Below are 15,376 nucleotides of genomic sequence, written 5' to 3'. Positions count from 1 at the left end.
TGAAACTTATTCCTCTTAATTTATGCTCTAATAGTTGAAGGAGGGGATAAGATTGGAAGTTATCCATCTTGTGCAGAAAGCGGTTCGCGGAAATGACGAAGCGTTTGAAGCACTTATGAAGCATGAGAGTGAAAAAATGTATAAAACCGCTTTTTTATATGTGCGAAATAAAGAGGATGCGCTGGATGTTGTGCAGGAGACGGTCTGTAAAGCGTATACCTCCATCCATCAGCTCAGAGAGCCGGCATATTTCAGTACTTGGCTAATCAAGATATTAATCAGGAATGCTTATCAGCTGCTAAGTAAACAGAAAAAAGTAGTTCTTACCGGTGACGATTTTCTCAATCAAGCTGCTGAAAAAGGGACAGATTCATATGCATCTGAGCTGGACGTCACATGTGCGATTTCACGCTTAGAGAAAAACTATCAAACGGCAATTATTTTATTCTATTATCATGATTTTTCTATTCGGAGGATCGCTGACACGATGGAAAAACCAGAGAGTACGGTCAAAACGTATCTTCGGCGTGCAAGACTTGAACTGAAAAACCTGTTAGGAGGGACGGACACTTATGGAAAAAGCGTGGTTTGATAAAGAGGTAGAGGAGATTGAAGTGCCGCAGCAGGATATTTTAAAAGCTATCAGCGCAGGCATGCAAAAAGGCCGGTTACAGAAAAAGCAAATTGTACGCAAAAAGCTGGCTACAAGAACAGGTTGGATTACTTCAAGCGCAGCTGCTCTTCTGCTTGCCGCAGGGTTCGTTTCCACGCCGGTCAAAACCGTACTGGCTGATGTTCCGTTCCTTGGGGGAATCTACGACAAGTTTGGCTCAGAAACAGGAAAAGAGCTTGCACAGAGCGGACTTGTTACAAAACTGAATGAAGAAGCGGTAAGCAACAATGTAAGTTTGACTGTGACGAGTGCTTATTATGATGGAACGAATGTCGGAATTACTTTTACAGCAACGGGTGATGGACTTGTAAAGGAAGATATCGACCGCAACGGAGTGTGGGTCTCAGGATTCAATTTCTACCTGTATGAAAAAGGCGAGCAAACGGAGAATGCCGGTTCCTCGAGCGGACTGAAGAAAACGGAAAACGGCTATGAGGCGGCGGTAGAATTTGAGTATCGCGAAAAAGAGTTGCCGGAAGACTTTACACTGCCTATTACCTTTACAAACATTGCAGGTAATGAGGGGATGTGGAAATTTAACGTACCGGTAAAGCAGCTGCCGATTAAAACGATCGCGTCAAATGCATCTGTGAAGACAAAAACAGATTCGCTGCAGCTGCAATCTGTAAGCCTCGCAAAAGCTTCAACCATTATTGATTTTACATGGTCAACTGCGATGGTGGCTGGTGCAAATGACTCAGTTGAGCTTAAGGTGTTAGATGATAAAGGAAAGCAAGTGAACAATCGAAACGGCGGAGTTTTAAGTGTCCAGAAAATAGATGGTATGCAAAAGAAAGAAATGCGGACGGTCTTAAATAAAGTCAATGCTAATGCGAAATATTTAATGGTCTATCCAGAAATCTCCCGTGATGAGGAAGATACACTGCATAAAATTACTGCTGCATCATTTAAAGTGAAGAGCAGCCGCAGTCCTTACAGTGTTTCTATAACAGGATTGAAAAAAGACGGAAATGTACTGACGCTTGATTATGAGCTAACAGGGTTGAAAGCATCAGCATTTAAAAAGGATATTCTGCAGAACTTTGCTGAAATGGCAAAAGTCGTGCATAAAAATGATTTAGCGCAGAAGCAGGAGGCTGCGATTTTGAGCAGCAAAGGAATTGTTTTAGATAAAGAAAAACTCCGCTTGCAATCCAGATTCGTACTCGCGAAAGGAAGTTCTGAAAAAGATTATTATGTGATGATCCCGTTCGGCATCCTCAGCATGAACAGCGGCCCGGATAAAATGGACCCGATTAAAATTATGTTAAACCAATAATTGAACAAAGCAGCCGCGTGAAAATTAAGCGGCTGTTTTTTATTTTAGTGAAGACAAAATGTCTTTGAATAATTGTATTCCTTTAACGATTTTCTTCTCATTTAAATACGAATAGCTTAGCCGTATCCAGTTTTCTTTTTCCTTCAGCGGATCGCAGATAGTGCCGGGGACAAAGGATAAAGACTGCTCCAGGCATGCAGCCAGAAGTTCCTCCATACGTATAGAATCAGGGATTTGAACCCATAAATTGAGCCCTCCGTCTGGAGTCTCCCAATAAAAGTCTTCTCCTTCAAGCGCTGATTCCATCGCGGCCTTCCTTAGCTCTAGTGCAATCCGCAGCTTTTCAATATGCTTCTGAAGACGCTCAGATGCGTAATAGTGAAGAAACATTTTTTGATTCAGCAGCGGTGTGCCGTTGTCAGCGAGCGACTTTGATGCAAGAAGCTGTTCCATTAGCGGCTGCCTGCACAGGATTGCAGAAATACGGAGCCCGGGTGCGATGTATTTGCTGAAGCTCCTCACGTACAGGCAATAGCCATGTACATCATATGTAAAAAGAGGGAGCGGAGGTTTCTTTTCAAAATAGATATCTCGGAACGGGTCATCCTCAAGGATGAAGACTCTGTATTTTTCAGCAAGATTAGCAAGCTGTTTCCGCTGATTGTCCGGTACAGTATAGCCTGTCGGATTTTGAAAAGTAGGATTCAAATAAAACAGAACAGGCTTCTTCTCTTTCATGAACTGTTCGAGCTGCTCCATATCATAGCCGTCAGGCGTGATATTCACTGGCAGGAGTCGTGCGCCCAGCTCTCTGAACATATCGATTGCGGGACTGTAAGTTGGTCTCTCGATTAATACGTGATCGCCGTTTCTAACAAACGTACGAGCGATTAGATCAATTGCCTGCTGCGATCCAGTTGTGATTAGCACGTCATCAGCTGTGATATATTGCTTTTGCTTTTCATAAAAATAGTTCGCAAGGGATTCCCGCAGCTCACGATCTCCTTGAACAGTAGAATACGTGCTCAGCACTTTAGGATACAGGTCGAGAACTTTTTTTGCAGAAGAAGATGTATATTGATTCGGTAAAAGGTCCGGGTCAATAACCGCCTGTGAAAACTGGAATTCAACGTGTACTCTGTGAATCTCAGACAGATGACTTTTATGAATGTAAGAGGTGACGATGGGGTAGTCGAGATCAGTCAAAATGGAAGACTCACCTTTGGCATAGTAACCTGATTTGTCCTTCACTTCCACTTTTCCGTTTTCCTTCAGCAGCTGATATGCTTTAAACACAGTCAGCCGGTGAACATTTAGCTCGGTGGCGAGTGAACGAATAGAAGGAAGCTTTTCGCCAGGCTTGTACTCTCCGCGCTCTAAGCGGTTATTGATTGTTTCATGTACTTTTATGAACAGCGGATTTTTCATGGCTGGCACACACTCCTTTTTATTTATTGTACAAAATTTCAAACAAAACTGTTCTGTTATTTTAAAACTGTTCTGTGCATGCCGCTATATGATAAATAGAAAAGGAGTGGCTGCGGATGGTGCTTTTTAATTATTTCGTTATGTGCCTTATTTTCGGAACAACCTTTCTCGCTATAAAAATAGGAGTAGACGCCGGAGCACCGCCGTTTTTCTCGGCAGGGAGCCGCTTTTTCATAGCAGGTGCAATTCTTTTCTTGTGGATGAAATGGCGCAAGAAAACAGAGTGGAGGCTGCTGCTTCGAAAAGAAATGCTGATAAGCGGTCTTGCTTTAACTTTCGGTACATTTTCCACTCTATATTGGGCGGAACAGTACGTCTCATCAGGCATTGCAGGTGTATTGTCAGCGACGGGACCGCTTATGATCATGCTTTGGCAGGTAATCTTATTCCGGCAAAAAGTGCCGCTTGTGGCTGCGGTTGGAGGATTGATTGGGTTTTGCGGTGTCGTCATCCTGCTGCTGCCTACATTGTACTTGGAAGTGAGCGGGCTGTGGCTTGCCGGCTGTCTGCTGATCTTAGCAGGGGAGGTTTCCTATTCAGGAGGTGCACTTTATTCTAAACGTGTCATACAGCGTTTTTCAGACACGTCTCCGATTGCGCTTAATGCGGCGCAGATGATGTACGGCGGAGCCTTGCTGTTCGTTTTATCTTCTTTTACGGAAAAAGTGGATATAGAAACATTTGTTCAGCCTGCAGCTTGGGGCTCGCTGCTGTACTTGACGGTTGCAGGATCGATGATCGGCCATACATTGTTTTATTGGCTCGTCTCTAAAACGAACCCTGTGTTTCCATCAACTTGGCTGTACATTTCGCCGCTTATCGCTCTATGTCTGGGCGCAGCTGTATACAATGAAGAAGTTACTTGGATCAGCGTTGCCGGCGGCATCACAATCATTGCAGGAATCATCCTTGTGAACGCCGATGCCATCAAGTCTATGCTAAGCAGGGGAAAGCTAAGCTTAAAAGCAAAAAAAAGCGCGTAATCCGGGGGTACGGTACCATACCCCTAAACCGTTTATTAGGCATTTACTTTTTATATGACAATCATTTAAACTGTTAAAATATTGAGCGTTTATTTTTGGGATACAATAATAGCAAGAATATAGATGGAGAGAATGCGGATGGAGATGGAACAGGACTTTACATATGACATAATGGGCGTCTGCCTTCTTGCTGGCAAGATCATGCTTGAGAGCGGCGCTGAAACGTACCGGGTCGAGGACACGATGATGAGGATCGCGGCTTCTTTCGGTATTGCTGAATCTCATCCTTATGTCACGCCGACGGGTATTTTGTTTTCAGTTGAAGCAGAAGAGCCGACAAAGACGAAGCTCATCCGCATCATGGAACGGACGACAGATCTGGAGAAGGTCGCTCAGGTTAACGGGATTTCGAGGCGTATCAGCGCAGGCGAAATGTCAGTCGGAGAAGCATATACAGCATTAAAAGCGATTGGTGCTTCAAAATCAACATATTCATACGCCGTACAAGTTCTGGCGGCAGCTGTTGCTTCAGGCTGCTTTTTAATCATGTTTAAAGGCAGCTGGGGCGACTTTATTCCAGCTTTTCTGGCTGGCGGCATTGGGTTCATGGCGCTTCTTTATTTTCACAACCTGGTTCCGATTAAATTCTTTTCTGAGTTTTCCGCCTCGCTGCTGATTGGCCTGCTTGCTCTGTTATTTGTCAAAACAGGAATAGGGAGTGACATGGATATTATTATTATCGGCTCAGTCATGCCGCTTGTGCCCGGTTTGCTTATAACCAATGCCGTGCGCGACTTGATGGCTGGCCATCTTATTTCAGGGCTGGCAAAAGGCGCTGACGCATTCTTAACAGCTTTTGCCATCGGATCAGGGATTGCCGTTATTTTTTCTATCATGTAAAGAGGGAGGTCCGTTATGTTTATTGCAGAGCAGCTTGTTACCAGTTTTATCGCATCAGCAGCTTTTATCATTCTGTTCAACGCTCCTCGGCCTTCCCTCTTAAAGTGCGGTTTTGTCGGCATGATGGGCTGGAGCATCTACATTATACTCACTGAAAATGGAGTCGACCTTGTTCCGGCGACTGTTATTGCATCGTTTATTGTTGCAGTGGCGAGCCAGTTTTTTGCGAAAAGGTACCGTACCCCGGTGATTATATATAGTGTCGGAGGGATCATTCCGCTTGTGCCTGGAGGGATGGCTTATGATGCGATGCGGAACTTTGTTCAGAACGACTATAATGTCGCTGTCAGCTTGGCGGCGAAAGCATTCATGATTTCGGGGTCAATCGCGATGGGAATAGTTTTCTCCGAGGTCATCAACCAGATTATCCGGCAGTCCCGTTTAAGAAGAATGCAATAACAGACACAAAAAGAGGCTTGATCCAAACGCTGGACCGAGCCTCTTTTGTATATTAAATGATTTTTCGGCCTTCCTGAGACAGTGCATAGTAGATGCCGTGCTGCAGTGTGCCGAAGCAATTCAAGGCGGAGAGATCGACCTGTTCACGGGTAATGGCGATACCCAGTTCAGCTGAAATGCCGACAAGGATGCTTTCTGAACCAAGAAGAGCAGCCGCTTTTGAAAGGCGTTCGATAAAATACAGGTTGGATGCATCAAAGCCGTCTGTATCCATTCCGGTTAGGTCAAGAATAAGAAATTTAGATTTAAGCTTTGGAAGACTTTCAAGAGTTTTGGTCAGCAGCTCTTCGGCACGGCTGTCATCGTAATTGCCGATCAGCGGAATTACTACAATATTTTCGAGTACAGGAATGATAGGGGAGGAAAGCTTTTGAATAAGCGATTTGAGCTCTTCAGTTCGTTTTTCCACCTCTTCTTCAAGCTTTCGAATCTCATCCTGTTCTTTCTTCCTCAGCAGCTCATGCATGTTTTTGGATGATGTCATATCAGAAGGGAAAAAGGAGAACACACAGCAAGGGTCATTGCCTACTTCACCCTGCAGCGTCTCATACCAGATGTTTGTGTTGAACAGCTTTGACAGCAGTCCGGCAAAATGGCCGGGGAGGAAGGATCCGTGTGTCATCTTTCCTTGAGCTTTATTGATCTTATATTCCCAGCTGTTTTTTAAGGTAACGATAACGCGAGATGTTTCAATATCCAATTCTTCAAATGTAACTTTCCCCCATCCAGCGGTTGCATAAAGGGGGGGAATGGCCTCAAGCGATTTTTCAAGAGACAGATTAAGTGATTTAAAGAAATCCCCTACAATTTCTCCCTGACGGTGCCCAGTCGTTTCCATGACTACACTAGCAGCATCATCTCCAGAAATCTCCTCGATTGTATCAAACAAGGTTTTCATGGCGGAGTCAATCCAAAATAATACAACATCGGAACCTTGGAATGTAAAATGACCTTCATCAAGATCCCATGTGAATTTGATGTCACCGAGTGTAAAGGTATCTTGTTTCGTTAGCATACTCGTGCTCTCCTTTTAAGAAAGTGATAAGTTGGCTGCTATATGTATGAGTTGTTAATTTGAAACTGTGCCAATCTAATCAATTCCCTCAATAATAGTGTTTAAAACCTTTTCTTGAAATATAAGTAAAATATTTTTTTGCGAATAGTAGAGTCATCGTAGTTCCAAAGTTAAAGTATAAGAAAAAGTGCACATTAAGGGCTGACTTAAAGGCATAGCATCAGCCAAGCGTTCTAAAAAATTTTCCTTTAAAAGTCAAAATATTTAAAAATTACAGGTAAAAGAGATATGATAGTACATATACTTAAGTTTGTTAACCATTTTAATGCGGAGGGAAAAAATGCAGAAGGTTCTTGCTTTGCTTAAGCCTTACCGCCTATGGGTAGTAGGGGCGCTGCTGCTGATGCTTACGGAACTGGCGGTAGAGCTGCTGCAGCCGCTCATTATGGCGAAAATCATCGATGAAGGAATTTTAAAGCGCGATTTGGATACGGTTTTTTATTGGGGTGCGATCATGCTGGGAATAGCGCTTGCTGCATTTGCTGCTGGGATCATTAACTCGTTTGTGGCAGCTCATGTCAGCCAGCATTATGGGTATGATTTGAGAAAATTATTATTTGATAAAATACAGTCTTTTTCGTTTGCCGATTTTAATAAGTTTGCTTCCTCGTCGCTCATTACAAGAATGACGAATGATGTAACACAAGTTCAGAATCTTGTTTTCATGAGTTTGAGGATTATGATGCGTGCTCCTCTTATTATTGTGGGCGGTGTTATTTTATCTTTGGTTGTCAACATGCAGCTTTCGCTGGCACTCCTTTTGACAGTCCCGCTGCTTCTCTTGTTTTTGGTGGCAGTAATGAAGAAAGCAGGTCAGCTTTTCAGCATCGTGCAAAAAAAGCTAGACAAAGTAAACAATGTAATGCAGGAAAACCTTGCGGGGATGAAATTAATTAAAGCGTTCATCAGACGGAAACATGAAGGGAACAGATTTCATAAAGCGAACGAAAGCTTGATGAACGATACGGTTTCTTCTCTGCGTCTTGTAGAAATGACGACTCCCATCCTGCTGTTCATCATGAATATAGCAGTGATGGTAATCCTTTGGTTTGGCAGCATGGATGTGTCTTCAGGGGAAATTAAAGCAGGTGAAGTTGTAGCGATCGTTAACTATGCGACCAGGATAACGACTGTCCTATCGATCTTTTCTTTTATCATCATGGCATTTTCACGTGCAAAAGCATCGTCTGAACGTATAAATGAGGTGCTGATGAGTGAGACCGAAATGAAGGACGGCAACCGTTCAGACAAAGTGATTGCAGAAGGGGCAGTTACATTTGAGAATGTAAGCTTTCAATACCCAGACACTGATGAAGTGGTGATTCGTGATTTGTCTTTTTCTATCGCAGCAGGTGAAACGGTAGCTGTCCTAGGTGCAACTGGATCAGGTAAAACATCGATGTTTCAGCTTATTCCAAGACTTTATGACACAACAGATGGCACGGTTAAAATTGACGGAACCGATGTGCGGGACATGGAGATGGAAAGGCTGAGAAGCGAGATCGGCTATGTTCCTCAGGAAGCTCTTCTGTTTACAGGTTCAATAAAAGAAAATATCCGCTGGGGCAACGAGACAGCATCAATGGAAGAGATCATTTCTGCGGCAAAGGACGCGCAAATTCATGAAACGGTCCAAAAACTGCCGCAGCAGTATGAAACAAGAGTCGGCCAGAAAGGGGTCAACCTTTCTGGTGGGCAGAAGCAGAGGCTTTCCATTGCCCGTGCTCTTGTAAGGCGGCCGAAGATTCTCCTGCTTGATGACAGTACGAGCGCGCTGGACTTAACGACGGAAGCAGCACTGCTGCAAGCGTTGAAAAAGCATCAATGCACAACTATCATCATTACACAAAAAATCAGTACAGCGATTCAAGCGGATAAGATCATGCTGCTCGAAGACAGCATATTGACAGCAGCAGGTACGCATGAGGAGCTTTTAGGAGAATCAGTGCTTTATCAGCGAATCGCAGCATCTCAATACGGAGAGGAGGCTGTCTATGGCAATGCGTCATCATCATAATTTCAACACGAAAAAGCAAAAGCCGAAAAATTGGAGCACGACCGTAAAACGCATCTGGGACTATATGGCGGAAAGAAAAGGACAGCTTATCCTCGTTTTCCTCATGATTATCGGCAGTTCGGCGTTTGGTTTACTTGGTCCGTTCCTTATCGGTGTAGCAATAGACAAATACATCGTACCGGGGAAGATGGAAGGGCTTCCTTTACTCCTTGCCGCATTTATCGCCGTTTATTTATTAAACTCTGTCTCTATCTTTCTTCAGAACTATTGGATGATCGGGGTTGCTCAGCATACGGTGTACAAGATGCGTTCTCAGCTGTTCCGCACCTTTCATCGCCTGCCAATATCTTATTTTGAAAAACGTCAGCATGGCGAATTGATGAGCCGGATAACCAATGATATAGATAACGTCAGCTCGACTCTTAATAGTTCGTTTATTCAAATCGTATCCAGTGTGCTGACTCTTGTCGGAACCGTTTCCGTCATGCTTTGGCTAAGCCCGCTGCTCACAGCGCTGACACTTATTATTGTTCCGCTCCTTTTTTGGGGGATGAAATGGATAACAAGCAGAACAGGTCCTCTTTATAAACAGATGCAAAAAAATACAGGGGAGCTGAACGGCTACATTGAAGAAATCATTTCTGGCCAGCGGATCGTCAAATCTTTTTCACAGGAAAAACGCGTAAGCGCAGAATTTATGGAAAAAAACGAAAAGCTCAAGCAGTCTGGGTATTGGTCACAGACGTTTTCTGGCTTTATACCAAAGCTGATGAACATGCTCAACAACCTGAGCTTTGCCATCATAGCAGGAATGGGCGGCTATCTTGCGCTAAAGGGGATGATCACGATCGGTGTCATCGTGATTTTTGCCGAATACTCTCGCCAATTCACGCGTCCTCTTAACGAGCTTGCCAACCAGTTTAATACACTGCTCTCGGCCGTTGCAGGAGCAGAGAGAGTGTTTGAAATACTTGATGAAGAAAAAGAAGAAAGCGATGAAATTACAGCAGTTGATGTTAAAGAACTGAGCGGAAACGTAGAGTTTCAGGACGTGTCCTTCTCTTATGATAAAGAAGGCGATACCGTTGCAAATGTTAGTTTTACAGCCAGCAAGGGGCAGATGACAGCACTCGTCGGTCCTACAGGGGCAGGCAAGACGACACTTTTCAATCTCCTGTCACGCTTCTATGATCCTGATGAAGGAAGTATCCTTTTTGACGGCAAACCATCCATATCCATTAAAAGGGAAAGCTTAAGGTCGCATATGGCGGTCGTGCTTCAGGATCCGTTTCTCTTTCAAGGCACGATACGTGAGAACATCCGTTACGGCCGTCTTGAGGCGAGTGATGAAGAAGTAGAGCAAGCAGCTGTTATGGCAAATGCTCATTCTTTTATCATGAAGCTACCTGAACAGTATGAAACTGTTCTGAAGCAGGAGGGCGGCGGTATCTCGCAAGGGCAGAGGCAGCTGCTGTCAATAGCTAGAGCGATGCTGGCTGATCCATCCATTCTTCTGCTTGATGAAGCGACGAGCAGCATCGACACGATTACTGAGCTTAAAATTCAAGATGCGCTTAAACGACTTTTTCAAGGAAGAACGAGCTTTGTTATTGCCCATCGTCTGAACACGATTCAGCGTGCGGATCAAATTATCGTGCTTCATGACGGCACGATTGCAGAGAAAGGGACGCATGATGAGCTTCTGTGTATGAAGGGTCATTATTACGATCTTTATCAAAATCAGATAAGCGAAAGATCGGGCTGAGAAAATTGGAACTATTTGTAGATTTGTCAACTAACTCTCTTTAATCTATAATTCATAATAGGTTAAATTTTCAGACAACGAGAGGTGGTTGAAATGGATACATTCCTAAAAGATGCAGTAAATGATGCAGTTGCCATTCTATGGAGTCAGCCGATGATCTATTTTTGCTTAGGTGTCGGGCTATTATTTTCTATTCTTACCCGGTTTCTGCAGGTCAGGCATTTTAAAGATATGATCAAGCTTATGTTTCAGGGGAAAAGCTCTGAAGCAGGCGTTTCTTCCTTTCAGGCGCTGGCTATCGCTCTGTCCGGACGTGTCGGCACAGGGAATATCGCCGGTACGGCAACAGCCATTGCTATGGGCGGACCTGGTGCCGTTTTCTGGATGTGGATGATTGCGTTTATTGGTGCAGCGAGTGCATTTATCGAATCAACGCTCGCACAGGTTTATAAAGTGAAGCAGGACGGGCAATATCGCGGGGGACCTGCTTATTACATTGAAAAAGGAATAGGCTGGAGATGGTACGGCATCATTTTTGCTGTCGCTGCTATCCTGGCGATGGCACTGCTAATGCCAGGCATTCAGTCTAACTCCATCGCAGTTGGACTAGACAATGCGTTTGAATTAGATACGCGGATCACAGGCGTCATTTTAATGGGGCTTTTAGCTGGAATTATTTTTGGCGGAGTAAAGCGGATTGCGGCTGTTGCGCAATATGTCGTTCCTTTCATGGCAATCGGCTATATTCTTGTTTCTCTCATTATCGTTGCGGCAAATGCATCAGAGCTTCCAGCTGTCTTCTCGCTAATTTTCCGCAGTGCTTTCGGAGCTGATGCAGCGTTCGGCGGTATTATAGGTGCTGCCATTTCTTGGGGTGTTAAGCGAGGAGTTTATTCAAACGAAGCTGGCCAGGGGACAGGCCCTCACCCGGCGGCGGCAGCAGAGGTTTCTCACCCAGCTAAGCAAGGGCTTGTACAGGCGTTCTCAGTTTATGTTGATACTCTTCTTGTTTGTTCAGCGACAGCGTTTATGATCCTTTTCACAGGTTCATACAATGTGTACGAAAATGCTGAGAAAACAAAATTCATTACTGAAAAGCTTCCAGGAGTACCGGATGGTCCTGGATTTACACAAGCCGCGATTGAATCCGTTCTTCCTGGATTCGGTGCTGGTTTCACAGCTGTTGCGCTGTTCTTCTTTGCCTTCACAACAATTATGGCCTATTACTATATGGCTGAAACGAATATTGCTTATCTAGCAAGAGGCAAGGACAGCAAGGTAGCCATGTTTCTTTTGAAAATCGTTATTCTCGGAGCAACATATTATGGTGCTGTCAAAGAGACGGAGCTCGCATGGGCGATGGGTGACATTGGCCTCGGAATCATGGTGTGGCTGAACCTAATCGCGATACTCATTTTAGCAAAGCCTGCACTTAGAGTATTAAAAGACTATGAGGAGCAAAAAAAGCAGGGTATCGATCCGGTCTTCAACTCTTCTAAACTCGGCATTAAAAACGCAGAGTATTGGGAGAATGGGTATAAAGGAACTGAAAATGAAAAGGACAAAGTGTCTTAAATTTATTAGACCTCAGCACACGCTGAGGTCTTTTTCTGTGGACTTTTATATTTCGTTTGCAAGATATGCAATTTTTTGTTTCCTTATAAAGGTAATTGGGAACTTTTGTCGTATTTTCACTTTAGACTGTAAAGAGAAATGAGGGATATGAGATGCTTGCTGAAAAATTACTATTACAAATGCTGATAGTACTGGCACCTGTTCTATTTTATAGTGTGCTGCTGGAAAAAAGCAGATGGGCAGAATCACCTTATCTTTCGGGAATATTAAATGGAGCGGCTGCATCTCTTAGCCTATTATTTAGCTTTTACGAATACGGAATTTACTGGGATTTACGTTACATACCGCTCGTTCTGGCCGTTTTATACGGAGGAACGAAAGCAGGACTTATCGTCTTTGCTTCACTGTTACTTACAAGAACATATTTAGGCGGAGATACGCTAGTTTACGGATATATAGCTATTTTTTTGGCTCTGTCAGTTCTATTATTGGTATACCGAAAATTCTGGAAGTGTACACCTGATAAACGCTGGAAGATGGCGATTGTTATAGGTTTTTGGCCTGTTATTGTTCAGCTTTGTATTCTTTTTGCAATCGTAGAAGAAAAACAGATTATCTTTCCTGTCACATGGTATCAATTAACGATGTACTGTGTGTTATTTGGATGCATTCAGATTATCGGGGTAGGCTGTGCTGCTATATTGAACGAGTCTATTATTGAGCGATCTTATATGAAAATCGAGATTCAGCGTGCTGAAAAACTCAACACAATAGGAGAGCTCGCTGCATCCATTGCTCATGAAGTGAGAAATCCGCTGACAGTCGTGAAAGGATTCCTTCAGCTCATGGAGAGGGACCAAACGCTGAACAGCAAGCAGTACATCCCGCTCGTATTAAGCGAGCTCGGACGGGCAGAATCCATCATCAGTGATTACTTGAACTTTGCAAAGCCGGAATTCCGCAAGATGGAAAAATTTAATGCTGCCGATTTTCTTCACGATTTAGCGTTGCTGCTAAATCCTCTTGCTTTGAAAAATGGTGTTGTTATCGAGGAGATTTACAAGAAAAGTGTTCTGCTTTATACAGATAAGAGCCAGCTGAAACAGGCGCTGGTAAATATGGTGAAGAACGCAATTGAGGCGACAGACCAAGGAGGCAAAGTGTCCATTATACTGGAGGGCAGTAATGCAGAAGCGTTCATTACGATAAAAGATACAGGCAAAGGAATGAGTGAAGAACAGCTCGAAAGAATCGGCACTTTGTTCTACACAACAAAAGATAAAGGTACAGGTCTTGGAACAGTGGTTTCTCTCCGCATAATCGAATCAATGAACGGAACTGTTCAATATGACAGCAAAAAAGGGAAAGGAACGGTCGTAACCGTTACACTTCCTGCTGAAGAATCGCAGGTTGAACAGGATCAAGTAACAAAAGAATTGGTACATAACTAAAAAGGGCCTGATTACCAGGCCCTTTTTTACATCATGGATTATACTTTTTTTCACTGGATGATGTGCTCTTCGTTCCTTTTTTGTCTTTTTCTTCTCGTTTCTCTTCCTTCAGATCTTCCATTGGTATGGGATCTACATTTTTCTCAGACTCAAACTTGTCAAACAGGCTTTCCTTGTCAGTTCTATACTGTTCAGGATGGTCCATCGGATTGTTCTTCATTGGCTTTTTTCGGTTTTCAGCCACAGCCGTCACCTCAATTCTTTTTTTATACTATTCCCGCTCACTGGAAGAAAAAACATGAGTACATGGGAAAGCTAGAGGGTAAGGATGGAATAGAGGTGATAAATATGTGGGATGGAATCCGTGATTTCTTTCTGTTTTTAGGCGGCTTCTTTAATATCAGTCTGCTGCTGATTGTACTGGTTATTATTTTTTTCGTTCAAAAAATGCGACGCAAGAAAAGGCAAAAAACAAGTTATTTGGAAGGGCATGAAAATCACGAAAAATATGAAGAGCGCCAAAAATGAAGCCATGAAAAAAGAGCCGGGTCGAGCATCCGGCTCTTTTTCATTGTTTCAACTTACTTGATTACTTTCTGTCTTGCATCCTTATTGCTTTTCAATGTTACGTTCGTACAGCTAAATCGGTACTAAACGGTTCTTGCACTCACTACTTGGCCCATCTCTTGGATCATTGCCTTTTTCGGTACACGGTGTGTTCCTCATCTTGCAACTCCTCCTTATGGTGTTATAGTGTTGCATAGTTAATGTACCCGGTTAAAATTTTTCAAAACATTATTATTTGAATTTTCTATTTTTTTATTTGCGGTTACAGTAACAGCGTTAACTGGCTTCATTTCTTTTGTGTGCACCGTAATGTTCTGAAAACCAGCTTGTTTTAAGTAGAGTGAAATGACTTTCCCGTTTTCTTCCGCCGTCTCATCCGTCGCTCCTTTTTCATGAGGCTGGAGCGTAATGGCAATCTGCCCGTTCGGTTTAAGCCATTCTTTAATCACACGAAGATCGTTCACAGGATCCTTCCAAATCAAAATGGAGTTGACCGAGTACGCTTTATCAAATGTCTCAGGCTGTTCACTAGCCTCCGCCACACTGCGGCTATAAAGTGTAACGCGTCTCTCTTTGATATAATCGCTATTGCGTGATTCGGCAAGTTCCTTCATATCAGCTGAAATGTCATAGCCTGTTAAACTGACATTTTGGTAGGCTCTGCAAATGTATTCAATGCCTTTTCCAGGACCATAGCCTACTTCAACCAGTTTATCGCCGTCCCGAATATCCAAAAGCGAAGCAGTCCATTTGTTCAGACTTTTATTCTCTACAGCCATATAGCGGCCAGCAATCTTCCCAATGACTCCTGTCGGCTTCTCAAATTTGTGAAAAATGTATTTGCGGATTCCCATCATACCCTCTCCTGTCATTGTGTTTACTGACTGTATACCCCAAACTTCATATCTTTTAAAAGGGCGCATTTCTAAAAGATAATTGCTTATGACAGGATTGTGTAAGTTTGAAAGTTCATCGGTTGTTGATATCTGAATTGTAAATTAATCTTCAAATGTTAAATCCATAAAAATAGTTTTCGAATTTCAATTAATCGATTTTGTTAAATTTTTTTTACTTTTGCTTTGTC

Annotated in this window: 14 protein-coding genes; 10 read left to right on the top strand and 4 right to left on the bottom strand. The window is 43.2% G+C overall.

The window, feature by feature from the left end; all coding sequences use genetic code 11:
• Positions 1-52: 52 nt before the first annotated feature.
• Both CGZ90_RS16160 and CGZ90_RS16155 read left to right on the top strand, forming a co-directional pair.
• Entirely contained in the window at positions 53-592 is a 540-nt protein-coding gene (locus CGZ90_RS16160; protein WP_094253558.1) for a sigma-70 family RNA polymerase sigma factor, read from the top strand.
• Positions 573-1,952 (top strand): DUF4179 domain-containing protein, encoded by a 1,380-nt coding sequence (locus CGZ90_RS16155; protein WP_094253557.1) that lies wholly within the window; start codon positions 573-575, stop codon positions 1,950-1,952. The genes CGZ90_RS16160 and CGZ90_RS16155 overlap by 20 nt, the downstream gene beginning before the upstream one ends.
• Positions 1,953-1,991: 39 nt before the next feature.
• On the opposite strand, the gene CGZ90_RS16150 is transcribed toward CGZ90_RS16155, so the two are convergent.
• Positions 1,992-3,380: an aminotransferase-like domain-containing protein gene (locus CGZ90_RS16150; RefSeq protein ID WP_094253556.1), complete on the bottom strand. Its 1,389-nt coding sequence runs from the start codon at positions 3,378-3,380 to the stop codon at positions 1,992-1,994.
• Positions 3,381-3,496: 116 nt separating this feature from the next.
• Between CGZ90_RS16150 and CGZ90_RS16145 the strand changes: the two genes are divergently transcribed.
• The 3 genes from CGZ90_RS16145 (at position 3,497) to CGZ90_RS16135 (ending at position 5,782) form a co-directional block, all read left to right on the top strand.
• Entirely contained in the window at positions 3,497-4,423 is a 927-nt protein-coding gene (locus tag CGZ90_RS16145; protein WP_094253555.1) for a DMT family transporter, read from the top strand.
• Between the two features lie 138 nt (positions 4,424-4,561).
• Positions 4,562-5,323, top strand: coding sequence for a threonine/serine exporter family protein (locus CGZ90_RS16140; RefSeq protein ID WP_094253554.1), 762 nt, complete (start codon positions 4,562-4,564; stop codon positions 5,321-5,323).
• A gap of 15 nt (positions 5,324-5,338) precedes the next feature.
• A complete protein-coding gene (locus CGZ90_RS16135; protein ID WP_094253553.1) occupies positions 5,339-5,782 on the top strand; it encodes a threonine/serine exporter family protein in 444 nt (147 codons plus the stop codon).
• Between the two features lie 52 nt (positions 5,783-5,834).
• On the opposite strand, the gene CGZ90_RS16130 is transcribed toward CGZ90_RS16135, so the two are convergent.
• On the bottom strand, positions 5,835-6,857 hold the full coding sequence (locus CGZ90_RS16130; protein WP_094253552.1) for an STAS domain-containing protein: 1,023 nt from the start codon (positions 6,855-6,857) through the stop codon (positions 5,835-5,837).
• 340 nt (positions 6,858-7,197) lie between these two features.
• On the opposite strand from CGZ90_RS16130, the gene CGZ90_RS16125 reads away from it, so the two are divergent.
• The 4 genes from CGZ90_RS16125 to CGZ90_RS16110 all read left to right on the top strand — a co-directional run bounded on the left by CGZ90_RS16125 (position 7,198) and on the right by CGZ90_RS16110 (position 13,725).
• Positions 7,198-8,934: an ABC transporter ATP-binding protein gene (locus CGZ90_RS16125; protein WP_094253551.1), complete on the top strand. Its 1,737-nt coding sequence runs from the start codon at positions 7,198-7,200 to the stop codon at positions 8,932-8,934.
• Positions 8,912-10,699, top strand: a complete 1,788-nt coding sequence (locus CGZ90_RS16120) for an ABC transporter ATP-binding protein (RefSeq protein WP_094253550.1) — start codon at positions 8,912-8,914, stop codon at positions 10,697-10,699. The genes CGZ90_RS16125 and CGZ90_RS16120 overlap by 23 nt, the downstream gene beginning before the upstream one ends.
• 93 nt (positions 10,700-10,792) lie before the next feature.
• Complete coding sequence (locus CGZ90_RS16115) at positions 10,793-12,274, top strand: alanine/glycine:cation symporter family protein (protein ID WP_094253549.1); 1,482 nt, start codon at positions 10,793-10,795, stop codon at positions 12,272-12,274.
• 152 nt (positions 12,275-12,426) lie between these two features.
• A complete protein-coding gene (locus CGZ90_RS16110; RefSeq protein ID WP_094253548.1) occupies positions 12,427-13,725 on the top strand; it encodes an ATP-binding protein in 1,299 nt (432 codons plus the stop codon).
• Positions 13,726-13,756: 31 nt separating this feature from the next.
• Here the strand turns inward: CGZ90_RS16110 and CGZ90_RS16105 are convergent, their stop codons facing one another.
• Positions 13,757-13,969, bottom strand: a complete 213-nt coding sequence (locus tag CGZ90_RS16105; RefSeq protein WP_094253547.1) for a hypothetical protein — start codon at positions 13,967-13,969, stop codon at positions 13,757-13,759.
• A gap of 95 nt (positions 13,970-14,064) precedes the next feature.
• On the opposite strand from CGZ90_RS16105, the gene CGZ90_RS16100 reads away from it, so the two are divergent.
• The gene (locus CGZ90_RS16100; RefSeq protein ID WP_133063606.1) at positions 14,065-14,253 is read left to right on the top strand and encodes a hypothetical protein; all 189 of its coding nucleotides are present in this window, start codon (positions 14,065-14,067) and stop codon (positions 14,251-14,253) included.
• 236 nt (positions 14,254-14,489) lie between these two features.
• On the opposite strand, the gene CGZ90_RS16095 is transcribed toward CGZ90_RS16100, so the two are convergent.
• Positions 14,490-15,149: a class I SAM-dependent methyltransferase gene (locus CGZ90_RS16095; protein ID WP_165766888.1), complete on the bottom strand. Its 660-nt coding sequence runs from the start codon at positions 15,147-15,149 to the stop codon at positions 14,490-14,492.
• Positions 15,150-15,376: the final 227 nt, after the last annotated feature.

The sequence above is a fragment of the Fictibacillus aquaticus genome (genome assembly GCF_002245695.1).
GTDB lineage: Bacteria > Bacillota > Bacilli > Bacillales > Fictibacillaceae > Fictibacillus > Fictibacillus aquaticus.
Note: the sequence above shows the minus strand (reverse complement) of the source record. Positions and strands in the feature narration are given on the sequence as shown.